Here is a 16984-nt window from a genome sequence, read left to right as displayed (position 1 = left end):
GCGTTGGACCTTAGGCCGCGGCCTTGCCGAGCGCCGCCACCACCGCATCGCCCATCTCCGCGGTGCCCACGCGCGTGCAGCCGGGCTGGAAGATGTCGCCGGTGCGCAGGCCCTCGGCCAGCACGCGGCGCACGGCGCCCTCCACGCGCTGCGCATTCCCCGCCTGGTCGAACGAGAAGCGCAGCATCATCGCCATCGACAGGATCGAGGCCAGCGGGTTCGCGAGGTTCTTGCCCGCGATATCGGGCGCGGTGCCGTGCACCGGCTCGTACAGCCCGAAGCTGCCGGCCGCCATCGACGCCGAGGGCAGCATGCCGATGGAGCCGGTGAGCATCGCGGCGGCGTCCGAGAGGATGTCGCCGAAGATGTTGCCGGTCACGATCACGTCGAACTGCCTGGGCGCGCGCATCAGCTGCATCGCCGCCGCATCGACGAACAGGTGCGTGAGCTCTACGTCCGGATAGTCCTTGCCCACGCGCGTGACCACCTCGCGCCACAGCTGCATCACCTCGAGCACGTTGGCCTTGTCCACCGAGCAGAGCTTGCGGCTGCGCGCGCGTGCGGTGCGGAACGCGACGTGCGCGATGCGCTCGATTTCGGGCTCCGAATAGCGCATCGTGTTGAAGGCCTCGCGCTCGCCGTTGGCGTTGAGGCCGCTGCCGCGCGGCTCGCCGAAATACACGTCGCCGGTGAGCTCGCGCAGGATCATCAGGTCGAGCCCGTCGACCACCTCGGGCTTGAGCGTCGAAGCGCCGATCAGCTCGGGGAAAAGAAAAGCCGGCCGGAAATTCGCGAAGAGCCCCAGCTCCTTGCGCAAGCGCAGCAGGCTTGCGCCCGGCCGCATCATGAACGGGATCTCCTCATCGCCGGGCATGCCGGCCGAGCCGAACAGGATGGCGTCGGCCTTGCGCGCGATCTCGCTCGTGGCCGCGGGCAGCGGATCGCCGGCGGCGTCGATGCCGGCCTGCCCGATCGCCGCTTCCACCAACTCCAGGGATTGGCCGTGGCCCACCACCGCCTTGAGCACCTTCACGGCCTGCGCCGTGACCTCGCCGCCAATGCCGTCGCCCGGCATCACTGCAATCTTCATTTCAAACCTTTCAGGGTCACACTTCAAAGAGGAGCCGCGCCGCGCGCGCGGCCTTGCTCGAATGCGTCGATGGCCGCGTGCTGCGCCAGCGTGTAGTCGATTTCGTCCAGGCCTTCGAGCAGGCACTGGCGCGGGAACGGATCGATGCGGAAGGGCTCGACGCGCTCGTGCGGGCCGGTGACGGTCTGCGTGCGAAGGTCCACCGTCATGCGCGTGCCGGGTGCGGCGAGCAGGTCGTCCAGCATTCGCTGCACCACGGCTTCGGGCAGGCGCACCGGCAAGAGGCCGTTCTTCAGCGCATTGCTGAAGAAGATGTCGCCGAAGCTCGGCGCGATCACCGCGCGAAAGCCGCCGTCGTACAGCGCCCAGACCGCGTGCTCGCGCGACGAGCCGCAGCCGAAATTGGGCCCGGCCACCAGGATGCGCGCATCGGCATACACCGGCGCGTTGAGCACGAATTCGTCGCGCCGCCGGCCATGCACGTCGTGCCGCACGTCATGAAAAAGATAGTCGCCGAAGTTGTCGGAGCGCGGCTTCTGCAGGTACAGCGCGGGCACGATCTGGTCGGTGTCGATGTTGGCGCGCGGCAGCGGTGCCGCGAGCGCTTCGAGTCGTGTGAAAGCTTCCATGGGATGGCTGTTCGAAGGTTGTCGTCAGTGCGATGCGAGCAGGCTGCGCACGTCGGTGAGCCGCCCTGTGATGGCGGCGGCCGCGGCCATCGCCGGGCTCATGAGGTGCGTGCGCGAACCCGGCCCCTGGCGGCCGACGAAGTTGCGGTTGGAGGTCGAGGCGCAGCGCTGGCCCGCGGCCACCTGGTCGCCGTTGGTGCCCAGGCACATCGAGCAGCCGGCATGGCGCCACTGCAGGCCCGCCGCGCGGAACACGGCGTCCAGCCCCTCGGCCTCGGCCTGCTGCTTCACGAGGCCGGAGCCGGGCACGACCCAGGCCTCTACGCCCTCGGCCACGCGCCGCCCGCGCACCACCTCGGCGGCGCTGCGCATGTCCTCGATGCGGCCGTTGGTGCAGGAGCCGATAAAGACGCGATCGACCGCCACCTCGTCGAGCATCTGCCCCGCCTCCAGGCCCATGTAGGCGAGCGTGCGCTGCATCGACGCGCGGCGCTCGGCGGTGCTGGCGTCGGCCGGGTCGGGCACGCGGCCGGTGATCGGCAATGCGTCCTCGGGGCTGTTGCCCCAGGTGACCATCGGCGCGATGTCGCCAGCGGATAGGCGCAGCTCGGCGTCGAACACCGCGCCCTCGTCGCTCGGCAACTGGCGCCAACGCGCGACCGCTTCGTCCCACGCAGCACCCTGCGGCGCCTCGGGCCGGCCGGCGAGCCATTCGAAGGTGGTGTCGTCGGGCGCCACCATGCCCGCGCGCGCGCCGGCCTCGATGGACATGTTGCAAATCGTCATGCGCCCCGCCATCGAGAGCGCGCGGATCGCCTCGCCCGCGTACTCGATGACGTGCCCCGTGCCGCCCGCGGCGCCCAGCCGCGCGATGACCGCCAGGATGATGTCCTTGGCCGAGACGCCCTCGGACAGCCGCCCGTCGATCGTCACGCGCAGCGTGCGGGGCTTGCGCTGCCACAGCGTCTGCGTGGCGAGCACGTGCGCCACTTCCGAGGCGCCGATGCCGAAGGCCAGCGCGCCGAGCGCGCCGTGCGTGGCGGTGTGGCTGTCGCCGCAGACGATCACGCTGCCCGGCAGGCTCAGGCCCTGCTCCGGGCCCACCACATGCACGATGCCCTGGCGCAGATCGTCCAGGCCGAAAAATCGGATGCCAGCGGCCGCGCTGTCGTCCTGTAGTGCCTGCGCCATCGCGCGCTTCTCGGGGTCGGCGATGTCGGCGAGCGCGCGCGAACCGGTGGGCACGTAGTGGTCGGGCGTGGCGAAGGCGCGCTCCGGGCGGCGCACGGGAAGGCCGCGCTGGCGCAGCATCTCGAAGGCCGGCGCGGAGCCGTCCTGCACCAGGTGGCGGTCGACGTACAGCAGGCTCTGGCCGTCGTCGCGCTGCGTCACCACGTGCGGCTGCCAGATCTTGTCGAAGAGGGTGCGGGGAGCGAGGGACATGGAGAAGAGGAGAAATGAAAAGGGGATCAGTCGAGCTTCACGCCGGAGATGCGCACGATCTCCGCATAGCGCTTGGTCTCGCTCGCCATGAAGCGCCCGAAGTCCTCGGGCGTGCCGCCGCCGACCTCGGCGCCGAAGGCGGCCATGCGCTTTTGCAGCTCGGGCGACTTGAGCACCGCGTTGGCCTCGGCGTTGAGCTTGTCGATGATCGGGCGCGGCGTGCCGGCCGGCGCCGAGAGGCCGTACCACGACGAGGCGTAGACGCCCTTCAGGCCCACCTCGTCGAAGGTCGGCACATCGGGCAGCGCGGGGTTGCGCACCTTGGAGGCCACGGCCAGCGCGCGCATGCGGCCGCCGGCGATGAAGGGCAGGCAGGTGGTGGTGTCGAGCATCAGCGACACGTGGCCCGCCGCGAGGTCGGCCTCGGCCGGCGCGGTGCCCTTGTAGGGCACGTGCACGATGTCGATCTTCGCGGCGGCGGCGAACTGCACCGCGGCCAGATGCTGCGAGGAGCCGATGCCGCCCGAGCCGTAGTTCAGCTTGCCCGGGTTCGCGCGCGCCGCGTCGATCACGTCCTTGACCGTCTTGAACGGCGAGTTGGCCGGCACCACCAGGATGTTGGGCACGGCCGAGACGTAGACGATCGGCTCGAAGTCCTTCACCGGATCGAAGCCCAGCTTGGTGTAGAGGCTGATGTTCACCGCGTTCGGGCTGATCGAGGACATCAGCAGGTTGTAGCCATCGGCCTTCTGACGCGCCGCGAGCTCGGTGCCGATGTTGCCGCCCGCGCCCGCGCGGTTGTCCACCACGAAGGGCTGGCCCAGGCGATGGCCCAAGAGCTCGGACACGATGCGCGCGGTGGTGTCCACGCCGCCGCCCGCGGGCCACGGCACCATCAGCTTGATCGGCTGGGCGGGATAGCCCTTGGCGGCCGAGTCATCGGCCGATGCCGCGCCGTGCGCGCCGAGCAGCACCGCGGTCATCAGGCACGAATGCAAGCAGGCATGCAGTTTCTTCATCGTCATCGCGTGTCTCCTGTCTTTGTAATGAGCGCATGCTATGCCTCGACCCTCACGCTTCGCAATCACAATAAAGGCATGCAGGCATGAGTAAACTTCATACCCCATGACACGCAAACTGCCCCCGCTCAACGCCTTGCGCGCCTTCGAGGCGGCCGCGCGCTGCGGCAACTTCACGCGCGCCGCGCAGGAGCTGTTCGTGACGCAGGGCGCCGTCAGCCGGCACATCGCCACGCTGGAAGACTGGCTCGGGGTGCAGCTCTTCGAGCGCGGGCGGCACGGCATCCGCCTCACGCCCGCGGGCGAGAGCTATTTCGCGAGCATGCGGGTGGCCCTCGACCAGATCGAGCACGGCACCCGCCAACTGCAGCAGCAAAGCCCCGACGAATGGCTGCTGCGCATCAAGCTGCCGCCGACGTTTGCGATCCGCTGGCTGATTCCGCGGCTCGCGCGCTTTCATGCGCTGCATCCGCGCATCGACGTGCAGATCACCACCTCGCACAAGCCGACCGATTTCGAGCGCGACGACATCGACGTGAGCATCCACTCGGAGCCGAGCCCGCCGGTCGGCCCCGGCTACCGGCTGCTGTTCCGCGAGACGCTGCTGCCGGTGTGCGCGCCCGCGCTGCTGCGGCGCGAGCCGCCGCTGAAGGCGCCGGCCGATCTTGCGCACCAGGCGCTGCTCAGTTCGCTCAACCGGCCGCACGACTGGCAGACCTGGCTCGCGGCAGCCGGCGCGCCCGGCATCGACACGCGGCGCGGCCTGCAGTTCGAGAACGCCGCCATGGCCTACCAGGCGGCGGCCGAAGAGCTGGGCGTGATGGTGGGCCTCTTCGCGTTCGTGCGCGACGACCTGGCCAGCGGTCGGCTGGCGGCGCCCTTCGACCTGCGCGTGCCCACCGAGGGCGGCTACTTCATGGCCTGGCGCGCGGACCGGCCGGTGCCCCAGCGCGTGCGCGATTTCGAGAGCTGGATCGCAGCGGAAGCCGCGTCCAGCGAGGCCTGAACAAGACTTGTGCGACGCGTGCGCTACGACGTGATGCCCGGCGCCTTCATGTCGTACGAGATCCGCCCCGCCGGCAGATAGAACAGCGCGATGACCGCGCCGCCCTTGGCCTCCGGATAGTGATGGCTCCCCGGCGCGGGCGCGGTCCACCCGCCGTAGCACCACCCGTTGGGCCCCGCCAGCGCGGCACCGTCGTTCAGCGGCACCACCATGTTGAATTCGCCGTAGGGGTGCGCGTGGTAGTCGCCGCGAAAGCTCCCCTCGGGGTTGCCCTGCGTGTTGTCCGCGCTGTCCATGTAGACCGCGGTGATGCTGAAGCCGAAGGTGCGCGCCGACGGATCGCACAGCCGCGCGCGCCGGTACCTGCGTCCCTGGATCTCGACGTTGGCGGCCCAGCCGTCGCGCACGCCGGCCTGCACCAGCGCGGCCAGCGCGTCGTAGAGCGGCGAGCCCGGCGGATAGGTGGCGTTGAGCCACTGCTCCACCTCGGTGCCCGTGGTCATGTTCTGGATTTCCGCGAGGAACGGAAGGCTGGTCTCGATCAGTTTTTCCTGCTCGGTCATGGGGTGGTTTTTCCTTTTTTGCTTGAGGGGTTTTCTTGCTTGCCCGCCTTACTCGTCGGCCTTGAAGCCGGAGGCCGCGACCACCGGCTTCCATCGCTCCTGCTCGGCGGCGATGAGGCGCACGCAGTCGGCCGGCCCGAGGTAGGCCACTTCCAGGCCGATCTGCGAGAGGCCGGCGATGAGCGTGCTGTCGCGCGATGCGGCCTGCGTGGCTTCGGCGAGCGCGGCCGCCGTTTTCTCCGGCGTGGCGGCCGGCGCGTAGACGCCGTAGCTCTCCAGCCCGGTCACGGTCTCGAAGCCCTGCTCCGCGAAGGTCGGCACGTTCTTCAGAAAGCGCGAGCGGCGTTCGCTGGTCACGGCCAGGAGGCGCAGCTTGCCGCTGTCCAGGTACTGCAGGAAGTCGCCCACGAAGCCGAGGTAGGCGGGAATCTGGCCGCCCAGCAGGTCCTGCACCGCGGGCGCGGAGCCGCGATAGGCCACGTGCGTGAGCGGCACGCCCGCCGCCTGCGAAAAGCGGTAGCCCAGGAACTGCGCGAGCGAGCCGGCCGCGGGCGATGCGTAGGTGCGCCCGGTCTCGGTGCGCTTCAGCCAGCGCACGTAGTCGGCCAGCGTCTTCACTTCGGGCGGCACGGCGCTGCTCACGGCCAGGGCGCAGGCCGCGGAGGACAGCAGGGCGACGGGCCTGAAATCCTTCGCGGGGTCGTACGCGAGGCGGGTGTAGACGTGCGGGTAGATCGTCATGGCCGAGGTGTGCGTGCACAGGAGCACGCTGCCGTCCGGCTTCTCGCGCTTGAGCTGCGCATTGGCGATGCGCCCGGCGGCGCCCGGCCGGTTGTCCACCAGGTAGGGCCGGCCCTGCGTGCGCCACGCTTCGGTCAGGCGCCGCGCGGTCTGGTCGAGCGTGCCGCCGGGCGGATAGCCCACGATGAGCCGCCCCATCGCCGCATCGGCCTGCGCGAATGCGAAAGCCGGCAGCAGCGCCGCGCCCGGCACGAAACACGCAGCGCGTTTGGCGAAAGTCCGCCTCGAAATGTGATGCACCATGATTGCTCCAGTTGTTTGTCTCGGCCCTGTCTCGGCGCTGTTCCGGTTCGACGGCAACGCATGGGCGAACGGTGCCACCGGGCATCCGCCACTGGAAGCGATGAATCTGCAACACGACAATGCAGCGCGTGCAACATGAGGAGAACGAGATGGCGGTGAACCCGAGCCGGATGGACCTGAACCTGCTGCGCGTCTTCGATGCCGTCTTCGAGGACCAGAACCTGCTGCGCGCGGGCAAGCGGCTGCACCTGAGCCAGTCCGCGATCAGCCATGCGCTGTCGCGCCTGCGCGAAGCGCTGCAGGACGAGCTCTTCATCCGCACCGCCCGCGGCATGGAGCCCACCGCGCGCGCACTGGCCATGGCCGCGCCGCTGCGGGAGGCCCTGCGCAGCATCCACGACACGCTGGGCGTGCAGCCCTTCGATCCCGCCACCGCCTCGCGCACCTTCGTGCTGGCTGCGAACGATTACGTGACCTCGGTGCTGCTGGTGGACCTGAGCCACCGCGTGAACGCCCTCGCGCCAGCGGTGGACCTGGTCGTGCGGCCGTCCACGCGGCTCGATCTGGCCGAGCAGATCGACGTGGGCCGCATCGACCTGGCGATCGGCATCTTCGCGGAGGTGCCGGCGCGCTTCCAGAGCGGCCCGGTGTGGACGCAGGAGGACGTGCTGGTCATGCGCAAGGGCCATCCGCTGCGCCGTCGGCACCTCCGCGTGGAAGACCTGGCGGAATTTCCGCTGGTCACCGTGTCGCTCGGCGGCCAGGAGGAAGGCGCGGTGAGCGGCTACATCGTCGAGCGCGGGCTGGCGCGCCAGTCGGAGATGTTCGACCGGCAGGCGCTGGAAGACGCGCTCGCGGCCATCGGCCGGCGCCCGCGCTACCGCATTACGGTGCCGCACTCGCTCGCGGTGCCCGATCTGCTGCTGGGCACCGACATGGTTTCCATCGTGCCCGCGCCGCTCGCCGAAGCCTTCGTGCGCCGCGGCGACCTGCATGCGAAGCCCCTGCCCTACGAGGTGGCGAACGTGAGCCTGCGCGCGATATGGCACCGGCGCCACGAGCACGATCCGGCCCACGTCTGGCTCCGGGAGCAGCTCACGGAGCTTGCGGAATCCACGCGCGGCGAGGGCGCCTCGCGCAGCGTGAGCTAAGGGGTAACCCACCCAAATCCGACGGCGTGCATACCCATGCTGTGCAAGTTTCAATGGGCAGCCGCGCACCTGCGTGCGAGCATCGCGCCATGACGAAAACTCCCCCCAAGGACGACGCGGCGCGAGGCGTTGTCGACGAGGTCATCCGCTCGCGCGCGGCGGTTCGCGCCTTCCAGTCCACACCGGTTTCCAAGGCGCTGGTCGTTGAAATTCTCGAGGTCGCGCGCTGCGCGCCGAGCAACTCGAACACGCAGCCCTGGTCGGTGCATGTGCTCGAAGGCGACGCCAAGCGCCGGTTCAGCCAGGCGCTGCTGCGCTCGCACGAGCGCGACGACCTGCCGGCCTCGCGGCACTTTCCGGGCGACCTGCCCGCGCCGTGCAGGTCGCGGCAATCGGATTTCGGCGCGCGCTACTACACGACGCTGGGCATCGACCGCGCGGATGCGGCCGCGCGCTACACGCAGACGGGGCGCAACTACCTGTTCTTCGATGCGCCCATCGGCCTCATCTTCACGATCGACGATCGGCTGATGCCGCACAGCTGGGCCGACTACGGCATGTTCCTGCAGACCTTCATGCTCGCGGCCAAGGCGCGCGGGCTCGACACCTGCCCGCAGGTGTCTTTCGTGCGGCACGAACCGGTCATCCGCGAATGCCTGCAATTGCCCCCGGGCCAGACGGTGGTGTGCGGCATGTCGCTGGGCTACGCGCAGACCGATGCGGCGCTGCACCGCCTTGCGATGCCCAGGGACCCGGTGCAGGCGTTCGCGACGTTCCACGGTTTCGACGACGCGGCGTGAGGCCTCTGCGTGAGGGCGCACTCATCCTTTCGTATGCCACCGCGCTCTCCCTTTCGGGCAAGCGCCCCGCATGGCCATAGGGCGAGGTTGTGAACCGCCATCGAATGAACGTAGAGTGGCACCGCTTTCATCCCCAAAAGACGGACACCCATGACCAATCCCACCGATGACTCCAGGAAGACCCCGCTGACCACCGCCTTCGGCGCGCCCGTGGTCGACAACCAGAACAGCCTCACCGCCGGCCCGCGCGGCCCCGTGCTGATGCAGGACGTGTGGCTGCTCGAGAAGCTGGCCAACCTGAACCGCGAGATCATTCCCGAGCGCCGCATGCACGCCAAGGGCTCGGGCGCCTTCGGCACCTTCACCGTCACGCACGACATCACGAAGTACACGCGCGCCAAGCTCTTCAGTGCCGTGGGCAAGAAGACCGAGATGTTCGCCCGCTTCACCACCGTGGCCGGCGAGCGCGGCGCGGCCGATGCCGAGCGCGACATCCGCGGCTTCGCGCTCAAGTTCTACACGGAGGAAGGCAACTGGGACCTGGTGGGCAACAACACGCCGGTGTTCTTCCTGCGCGACCCGCGCAAGTTTCCGGACCTCAACAAGGCTGTGAAGCGCGACCCCAAGACCAACATGCGCAGCGCCACCAACAACTGGGACTTCTGGACGCTGCTGCCCGAGGCGCTGCACCAGGTGACCATCGTGATGAGCGACCGCGGCATTCCCGCGAGCTACCGCCACATGCATGGCTTCGGCTCGCACACCTACAGCTTCGTCAACGCGGCCAACGAGCGCTTCTGGGTCAAGTTCCACTTCAAGACGCAGCAGGGCATCGAGAACCTCACCGACGCCGAGGCCTCGGCCCTGGTGGGCGGCGACCGCGAGAGCCACCAGCGCGACCTGTTCGACTCGATCGGCCGCGGCGACTTCCCCAAGTGGACGCTGTACGTGCAGGTGATGGCCGAAGCCGATGCCGAGAAGGTGCCCTACCACCCCTTCGACCTCACCAAGGTCTGGCCCAAGAAGGACTACCCGCTGATCGAGGTGGGCGTGATGGAGCTGAACCGCAACCCCGAGAACTTCTTCGCCGACGTGGAGCAGAGCGCCTTCGCGCCCAACAACCTGGTGCCCGGCATCAGCGTGTCGCCCGACAAGATGCTGCAGGCGCGCCTCTTCGCCTACTCGGATGCGCAGCGCTACCGGCTGGGCGTGAACCACCACCAGATCCCGGTGAACGCCGCGCGCTGCCCGGTGCACAGCAACCACCGCGACGGCACGATGCGCGTGGACGGCAACTACGGCGGCATACCGCACTACGAGCCCAACAGCTTCGGCCAGTGGCAGGAGCAGCCGGACTACCGCGAGCCGCCGCTCAAGCTGCGCGGCGATGCGGACTTCTGGAACTTCCGCGAGGACGACGCCGACTACTACAAGCAGCCGGGCGACCTGTTTCGCCTGATGAAGCCCGAGCAGCAGGAGGCGCTGTTCGGCAACACCGCGCGCGCGATGGGCGACGCGCCGGAATTCATCAAGCGCCGGCACATCGACAACTGCACCAAGGCCGATCCGGCCTACGGCGCGGGCGTGGCGAAGGCGCTGGGCCTTTGAGCTGATGAGCTGATGAGCTGAGATTGGGCCCCGGCACGAACGCCGGGGCTTTCCCCGTTCGCTACGCGCCGCGAACCGCCGTCGCGATCGCCTTGTCGAGCAGCTCCAGGCCCAGATCGATCTCGCTGTCGCTGATCGTCAGCGGCGGCGCGATGCGGAACACGCCGCCCATCGAGGGCAGCTTCACGATGTTCATGCTCAGGCCGAGCTTCATGCACTCGCGTGTGACGGCTTCGCCCAGTTCGAAGGCGGGCTCGCGCGTCTCGCGGCTGGCGACGACTTCCAGCCCGAGCAGCAGGCCGCGGCCGCGCACGTCGCCGATGCATGCGTGGCGCGACTGAAGCTCCCGCAGTCCCTTTTCAAGACGCGCGCCCGCGACACGCGCGCGCTCGACCAGCCCGTCGCGCTCCACCACCTCCAGCACCTTCAGCCCGACCGCGGCCGGCAGCGGGTCGGAGACGTGCGTCGTATAGAACAGGAAGCCGCGCGCGTGGGCCTCCTCCTCGATGGCGGCGGTCGTCACCATCGCCGCGAGCGGCAGGCCCGCGCCCAGCGTCTTGGAGAGCGTGAGGATGTCGGGCACAACGCCGTCGCGCTCGCACGCGAACATGAGGCCGGTGCGCCCGACGCCGGTCTGCGCCTCGTCGAGGATCAGCAGCATGCCGCGCTCCTGGCACTTCTGCTTGAGCGCCGCCATGTAGCCCGGCGGCAGTTCCAGGATGCCGCCGCTGCTGAGGATGGGCTCGGCGATGAAGGCGGCCAGCGCGCCGGTGGACTGCCGGTCGACCTGCTCGAAGCCGTCGTCGAGCTCGCGGCGCCAGTCGAGCGCGCCGTCCGGCGTCGTGAAGCGCGGCCGGTAGGCGTTGGGCGCCGGTATGGCCAGCGAGCCTGCCGCGGCCGGCCCGTAGCCCTTGCGGCCGGCGCTGTAGGTGGCCGCGGCCGCGCTGCCCGTCATGCCGTGCCACGACTGCGTGAAGGCCACCACCTCGTGCCGGCCCGTCACCAGCTTGGCCATGCGCAGCGCCGCCTCGTTCGACTCCGCGCCGGTGCTCAGCAGGAGGCAGCGCTCCAGCCCCGGCGGCGCGTGCCGCGCGATTTCCGCGGCGAGCGCCACCACCGGCCGCGACAGCATGCCGCTGAAGAGGTGGTCGAGCGAGCGGATCTGCTCGGTGACCACCGCGACGATGTCAGGGTGCGAATGCCCCAGCAGCGCGCTCATCTGGCCCGAGGTGAAGTCCAGGATGCCGCGGCCATCGGCGTCGTAGACGAAGCAGCCCTGCGCGCGCTCGATGATCAACGGCTCGAAGGTGCCGCCGTAGCGCACCAGGTGCTGCCGGGCCTGCTGCCAGAACTTGGGTTCTTCATTGCTGCTCATGTCGATGCGTGCCGATCAAAATGACGCACATTACGCAGGGGCGCCCCCGCCGGGAAGCGAATTGTTTTGACATCAGCTATCAGGAGAATTCATGCCGTGAGCCAGTCGCTGGACATCGACCTCCTGCGCAGCTTCGTCGCCATCGCCGAGACCGGCGTGCTGGGCCAGGCGGCCCTGCGCGTGGGGCGCACGCAGTCGGCGCTGAGCATGCAGATGCAGCGGCTCGAAGGCATCGTCGAGCAGCCGCTCTTGCACCGCACCGGCCGAGGCGTCACGCTCACCGCGACCGGCGAGCGGCTCCTCGTGCGCGCGGGCGAACTGCTGCGCAGGCACGACGAGGCGCTGGCCGAGCTGCGCGGCGAGCAGCTGTCGGGCGTGCTGCGCTTCAGTTGCCCTGACGACTATGCGGTCGTCTTCCTGCCGTACCTCTTGCAGAGCTTCGCGAGCCTGCATCCGCGCGTGCAGCTGGAAGTGATGTGCGCGCCGACGCCGCGGCTGCACGAGCTGCTGGCGCGGCACGCGGTGGACCTGGCGCTGGTGTCGGTGGCAAGCGATGCGGCCGGCGACGTGATCCGCCACGAGCCGCTCGTGTGGGTGGCGCACCGCGACGGCGTTGCCGCGTCGCTGGACCCGCTGCCGCTCGCGCTGGGCGCACCCGATGCGCTGGACCACCGGCTGCCCAGGCAAGCGCTCGAAGCCGCGGGCCGCGCCTACCGGCTCGCCTATGCCAGCAGCAGCCTCTCGGGCCTGGTCGGCATGGCGCGCTCGGGCCAGGCCGTCATCGTGCTCACGCGCACGGCCGTTCCCGACGACCTGCAGATCCTCACCCCAGCGCAAGGGTTTCCCGATCTGCCGAGCGTCGGGGTCACGCTGGCGTTCGACCGCGAGGCGCCGACAGCGTTGACGGCTGCATTCGCGGCGCATGTCAGGAAGTTTCTTCCGGCGGCTTGAGCGGCCTAGCCCGCCCAGCCCCAGCCGCGGCCTAGCCCCTCTCGCGCATCAAGGTGTTCGACGGCAGCGTCTCGTCCAGCAGCTTGCGCGCCGTCTCGATGCCCGCCACCGGCAGCAGCTTCGCATCGAGCAGGCCCACCTGCACCAGCACGCTGGCCTGGTCCCAGTAGATGTGCTCGTGGTAGAGCTTGTCGCCGCGGAACTTGATGACCGCGAGCAGCGGGATCTCCACGCGCTTGCCGGTCGGCGGCACGCCCGGGAGCATCCACGGGATTTCGGTGGTGTGCGTGAAACAGAACAGCATCTCGTCGACCACCTGCGAGGCGCCCACGGTGCGCGAGATCGGCACCAGCGAGGTGTCGGGCGGATTGCTGTTGACGAAATGGTTCGTATAGAACGCGTGCAGCGCCTTGTAGCCCACGCCGCCCGTCATGGTCGGGATGTGGTTCACATACGGCTCGGCCACCATGGTGCCCATCGTGTCGTCGACGTTGCGCGTCCCGAACTCGTACTCGCAGTGCTTGTCCCAGAGTGCCGAGAGGTCGTAGTTCGGGCCGATCGCGCCCTTGAGCGCGGCGATGCTGCGCTCGTGCGCCATCAGCGCCGAGGGCTTGTGGAAGTGCTCGCCGCCGTTGCGTGCGAAGGCATGGTCCATGCCGGGGTACACGTAGAGCGAAACGCCGGGCCGGCCTTGCAGCGTCTGCACGATGCGGTCGCGCGCCTCGGGCGGGCAGAACTTGTCGAGCTCGGCGATGTGCAGCGTGAGCGGGCGCTTGATCTGATCGGCCTCGCCGAGCGCGGCGTCGATGCCCACGCCGTAGTAGCCCACGGCCACGTCCGCATCGGTGCGGCAGGCCGCCAGGTACGCGAGCTTGCCGCCGAGGCAAAAGCCCAGCACGCCGACCTTCTTGTGCTGCACTTCGGGCCGCTGGCGCAGCGCCGTGATCGCGGCCTGCATGTCTTCCATGCCCTTGGCCTCGTCGAAGCCGCCGTAGAGCGCGAACGCGCGCTGCCAGTCGGCCTCGCTGTAGCCGAGTTCGACATCGGGCTCCTGGCGCCAGAAGAGGTCTGGCACCAGCACGACGTAGCCTTCTTCCGCGTAGTAGTCGGCCACCTCGCGCATCGTGTGGTTGATGCCGAAGATTTCCTGCGCGATCACCAGGCCCGGGCCGCTGCCGGCCTTGGGCAGTGCGAGATAGCCGTTGAAACTGCCGCTGCCGTCGGTGGCCTGGATGCGGATTTTTTGCTGCATGTGAACTGCTCCGTGGGGTGAGGTGAGAGAGTGGTGCGGGGCCGCGTGCCTCACTGCATGCATTCGGGGTGCCTGGTCGTCACCTGGTAGTAGCCCGAATGAAAGACCAGCGGCTCGCCGTCCAGGCGATCGTAGCGCTCCACCTCGCCGATGAAAATGAGGTGGTCGCCGCCGTCGTACTGCTTCACGTTGCGGCAGACGAAGCGCGCGATGGCGCCCTCCAGCAGCGGCACGCCGGCCGTGCCCTCGCAGCAGTCGACGCTGGCGAACTTGTCCGCCTGCGGCGTGGAGAACTGCCGCGACAGGTGATGCTGGTTCGCCGCGAGCACATTGATCGCGAAGTGGCTGGCGCCGGTGAAGTCGGCCACGCTCGGCGCCTGCCGCGCGAGGCTCCACAGCACCAGCGGCGGATCGAGCGAGACCGAGGAGAACGAATTGGCGGTCATGCCCACGCGGCGGCCGTCGATGGCGCGGGTGGTGATGACCGTCACCCCGGTGCTGAACTGGCCGAGCGCCTTGCGGAAGTCGCGCCGGTCGAAGCGGTCCACGGCCGCCTCGCGCGCCCGGGTTTCGAGAAAACGGTCGGCCTCCGCGGCGTCGAACCACCACGGCGCGAAGACGCGCGGATCGTCGAAGCCATTGACGATGGTGCTCGCCACCGCGGGCATGTGGGTCGCACTCTGCAGCAGCTTCTGCAGGTGCGGGGTTGGCGGCGCGAGCAGGCTGTTCGTCCAGTCGGTGGCCCAGCGCGCGTAGCCCTCCCAGTAGCGGTCGAAGGTCTCCTGCATCCATGCGGCATCGAACGGCGCGTCGCCGTGTTCGAGGATGCGCTTGAAGTAGATGTCGGCGCACTTGGCCGCGTTGTTGGCGCCCTGCCCCGTGATCGGATCGTTGAGCACCACCGCATCGGCGAGACCCAGCACCTTGCGGCCCGAGGGCAATGTCGCGACGGGCTTGCGCACCGTCGGCGTGACGCGGCCCGTGAGGATGCCGTGGTCGTCGGTCAGCTCGATGTGCGTGCAGCGCTCGGCCTCCCACGGCAGGAAGGTCTCGAGGATCTGCTTGCTGCGCGCGAGATGCTCCTCGGGCGTCTTCACATCGGCCCAGCAATCCATCGGGCCGCCGGGCACGCCTTCGAACACCATGATCTCGCACGGCCCCGTCGTGGTCAGCGCCGGGAACACGAAGTACTCGCCCACGCCCGGAATCAGGTTGAAGCACACGCGTGCATACGGCTCGGCGGGCCTCATGCCCTTCACGTAGGTCAGCGCCAGCACGCGCTGCGACTGGTCGCACGGGGAGCGCGCATCGTCGCGCTCGAAGAGCTTCGAGATCTCGCCCTTGCCGCTCGCGACGATCACGAGATCGTGCGTCTGCGCGCAGGTTTCCAGGTCGTCGAGGCCCACGTCTTTCAGCACCAGTTGCCCGCCGCGCTTTTCGAACTCGGCCATCCACGCGGGGATCTTGAGCCGCTGGTCGACCGACTGCGCGGGCCCGTCGAGCCGCGCGCGCCATTCGATGGCCTTGCCGCCCTCGGGGTTGCGCACCGCGATGCCGATGCCTTCGATGGCGGGGCATGCGCCGGCCCACCAGTCCAGTTCCAGTTCGCGCTCGGTCTGCAGCGCGGTCTCGAACATGCACTGGCTGGACATCACCGGCCCTTCGAGAATCTCGCGCGCCGAGCGGTTGGAGAACACTGTTACCTCGCGCCCCGCGCGCTGCAGGCCGAGCGCGAGCTGCATGCCGGACTGCCCGGCGCCAACGATGGCCACGCGTCGCTGCTTCATGCACCCGCTCCGGGTTACGCGACGGCCGCGCAGGTGGCGATGTAGCGCTCCGACTCCGCGGGGTCCGCGAACCACGGGAAGAAGGTGCGCGGATCGTCGAAGCCGTTGGCGAAGGCGCTCGCCAGCGGCGGCACCCCGCCGGCGCTGCCGAGCAGGTTGAGCACATGGGGCGGCGGCGGCGCGAGCAGCATGTTGGTCCACTGCGTGACCCATTGCGCGTAGCCGAACCAGTAGCGGTCGAAGGTCTGCTGCATCCACGCCGCATCGGCCGCGCCCTCGCCGCGCGCGAGGATGCTTTTCAGGTACGTGTCGGCGCACTTGGCCGCGTTGTTCGAGCCCTGGCCCGTGATCGGATCGTTGAGCACCACCACGTCGGCCAGGCCCAGCACCTTGCGGCCCGATGGCAGCGTTGCCACGGGCTTGCGCACCGTCGGCGCGAAGCGGCCCGCGAGGATGCCGTTGTCGTCCGTCAGCTCGATGTCCTTGCAGCGCTCGGCCTCCCATGGTGTGAAGGTGTCCAGGATCCACTTGCTGCGCGCGAGATGTTCCTCGGGCGTCTTCACGTCGGCCCAACAGTCCATCGGGCCGCCGGGCACGCCTTCGAACACCATGATCTCGCACGGCCCCGTCGTGGTGAGCGCCGGGAACACGAAGTACTCGCCCACGCCGGGAATCAGGTTGAAGCACACTGCCGAGAACGGCGCGCGCGGCGCCATGCCCTTCACATAGGTGAGCGCCAGCGTGCGCTGCGGCTTGTCGTAGGGCGACCTGTGCGCGTCGCGCTCGAAGAGCTTGGAGATCTCGCCCTTGCCGCTCGCCACCAGCGTGAGGTCGTGGCTCTGCGTGCAGGCTTCGAGCTCGTCGATGCCCACGTCCTTGAAGACGAGCTCACCGCCCTTCTTCTGGAATTCGTCCATCCACGCCGGGATCTTCACGCGCTGGTCGACCGACTGCGCGCTCGCGTTCAGGCGCGCGGCCCAGTCGATGGCCTTGGCGCCCTTCTGCTCGGGATGCGGCACGGCCAGGCCGATGCCGTCCACCGTGGGGCAAACGCTCGCCCAGTGGTCCAGGCCCAGGTCGCGCTCGATCTGCAGCGAGGTGTCGAACATGCACTGGCTCGACATCACCTTGCCGCGGCGGATGTCTTCCCCCGTGCGGTTGCTGAACATCGTGACCTCGTAGCCTGCCGCGAGCAGGCCGAGCCCCAGTTGCAGGCCCGACTGGCCCGCGCCGACGATGGCGATTCGCTTCATTTCATTTCTCCTT

At 69.1% G+C, this 16984-nt stretch carries 15 protein-coding genes and 1 pseudogene; 5 read left to right on the top strand and 11 right to left on the bottom strand.

Translation table 11 applies throughout. The features are described from left to right. Window positions 1-10: 10 nt before the first annotated feature. From leuB to JC881_RS07315, 4 genes are read right to left on the bottom strand one after another with little or no spacing between them, the layout of a single operon-like run. Window positions 11-1090 carry a 3-isopropylmalate dehydrogenase gene (gene leuB, locus JC881_RS07330; RefSeq protein WP_198785037.1) on the bottom strand — a complete coding sequence of 360 codons (1080 nt, stop codon included), beginning with the start codon at window positions 1088-1090 and terminating at the stop codon, window positions 11-13. Between the two features lie 23 nt (window positions 1091-1113). Further along, window positions 1114-1719 carry a 3-isopropylmalate dehydratase small subunit gene (leuD, locus tag JC881_RS07325; protein WP_198785036.1) on the bottom strand — a complete coding sequence of 202 codons (606 nt, stop codon included), beginning with the start codon at window positions 1717-1719 and terminating at the stop codon, window positions 1114-1116. 24 nt (window positions 1720-1743) lie between these two features. After that, window positions 1744-3162, bottom strand: a complete 1419-nt coding sequence (gene leuC / locus JC881_RS07320; protein WP_198785035.1) for a 3-isopropylmalate dehydratase large subunit — start codon at window positions 3160-3162, stop codon at window positions 1744-1746. 26 nt (window positions 3163-3188) lie between these two features. Beyond that, window positions 3189-4187: a Bug family tripartite tricarboxylate transporter substrate binding protein gene (locus tag JC881_RS07315; RefSeq protein ID WP_198785034.1), complete on the bottom strand. Its 999-nt coding sequence runs from the start codon at window positions 4185-4187 to the stop codon at window positions 3189-3191. 100 nt (window positions 4188-4287) lie between these two features. Between JC881_RS07315 and gcvA the strand changes: the two genes are divergently transcribed. Next, on the top strand, window positions 4288-5187 hold the full coding sequence (gcvA, locus tag JC881_RS07310) for a transcriptional regulator GcvA (protein WP_198785033.1): 900 nt from the start codon (window positions 4288-4290) through the stop codon (window positions 5185-5187). A 23-nt stretch (window positions 5188-5210) separates the two neighbouring features. Here gcvA and JC881_RS07305 read toward each other — a convergent pair whose 3' ends face one another. Both JC881_RS07305 and JC881_RS07300 read right to left on the bottom strand, forming a co-directional pair. Further along, entirely contained in the window at window positions 5211-5750 is a 540-nt protein-coding gene (locus tag JC881_RS07305; protein WP_198785032.1) for a 4-hydroxylaminobenzoate lyase, read from the bottom strand. Between the two features lie 48 nt (window positions 5751-5798). Then, window positions 5799-6794, bottom strand: a complete 996-nt coding sequence (locus JC881_RS07300) for a tripartite tricarboxylate transporter substrate-binding protein (RefSeq protein WP_198785031.1) — start codon at window positions 6792-6794, stop codon at window positions 5799-5801. Between the two features lie 119 nt (window positions 6795-6913). On the opposite strand from JC881_RS07300, the gene JC881_RS07295 reads away from it, so the two are divergent. From JC881_RS07295 to JC881_RS07285, 3 genes are all read left to right on the top strand, one after another. Continuing rightward, window positions 6914-7945 (top strand): LysR substrate-binding domain-containing protein, encoded by a 1032-nt coding sequence (locus JC881_RS07295; protein WP_233101636.1) that lies wholly within the window; start codon window positions 6914-6916, stop codon window positions 7943-7945. Between the two features lie 89 nt (window positions 7946-8034). Then, a complete protein-coding gene (locus JC881_RS07290; protein WP_198785030.1) occupies window positions 8035-8745 on the top strand; it encodes a nitroreductase in 711 nt (236 codons plus the stop codon). Window positions 8746-8895: 150 nt separating this feature from the next. Next, on the top strand, window positions 8896-10353 hold the full coding sequence (locus JC881_RS07285) for a catalase (protein ID WP_198785029.1): 1458 nt from the start codon (window positions 8896-8898) through the stop codon (window positions 10351-10353). 61 nt (window positions 10354-10414) lie between these two features. Here the strand turns inward: JC881_RS07285 and JC881_RS07280 are convergent, their stop codons facing one another. Next, a complete protein-coding gene (locus JC881_RS07280; RefSeq protein ID WP_198785028.1) occupies window positions 10415-11728 on the bottom strand; it encodes an aspartate aminotransferase family protein in 1314 nt (437 codons plus the stop codon). Window positions 11729-11824: 96 nt separating this feature from the next. Here JC881_RS07280 and JC881_RS07275 point away from each other — a divergent pair, with 96 nt between their 5' ends. Continuing rightward, window positions 11825-12679 carry a LysR family transcriptional regulator gene (locus JC881_RS07275; protein ID WP_198785027.1) on the top strand — a complete coding sequence of 285 codons (855 nt, stop codon included), beginning with the start codon at window positions 11825-11827 and terminating at the stop codon, window positions 12677-12679. A gap of 31 nt (window positions 12680-12710) precedes the next feature. Here JC881_RS07275 and JC881_RS07270 read toward each other — a convergent pair whose 3' ends face one another. From JC881_RS07270 to JC881_RS07260, 4 genes and pseudogenes are all read right to left on the bottom strand, one after another. Next, entirely contained in the window at window positions 12711-13931 is a 1221-nt protein-coding gene (locus tag JC881_RS07270) for a dienelactone hydrolase family protein (RefSeq protein ID WP_198785025.1), read from the bottom strand. A 50-nt stretch (window positions 13932-13981) separates the two neighbouring features. Next, window positions 13982-14479 carry a flavin reductase family protein gene (locus JC881_RS32680; protein WP_332875207.1) on the bottom strand — a complete coding sequence of 166 codons (498 nt, stop codon included), beginning with the start codon at window positions 14477-14479 and terminating at the stop codon, window positions 13982-13984. After that, a pseudogene (locus JC881_RS07265) lies at window positions 14480-15718 on the bottom strand (styrene monooxygenase/indole monooxygenase family protein); the annotation flags it as partial. A 14-nt stretch (window positions 15719-15732) separates the two neighbouring features. Then, window positions 15733-16971: a styrene monooxygenase/indole monooxygenase family protein gene (locus JC881_RS07260; RefSeq protein WP_198785023.1), complete on the bottom strand. Its 1239-nt coding sequence runs from the start codon at window positions 16969-16971 to the stop codon at window positions 15733-15735. Between the last annotated feature and the right edge of the window lie 13 nt (window positions 16972-16984).

The sequence above is a fragment of the Variovorax sp. IB41 genome (genome assembly GCF_016405905.1).
Taxonomy (GTDB): Bacteria; Pseudomonadota; Gammaproteobacteria; order Burkholderiales; family Burkholderiaceae_C; genus Variovorax.
This window is presented reverse-complemented; position numbering and strand designations above follow the sequence as displayed.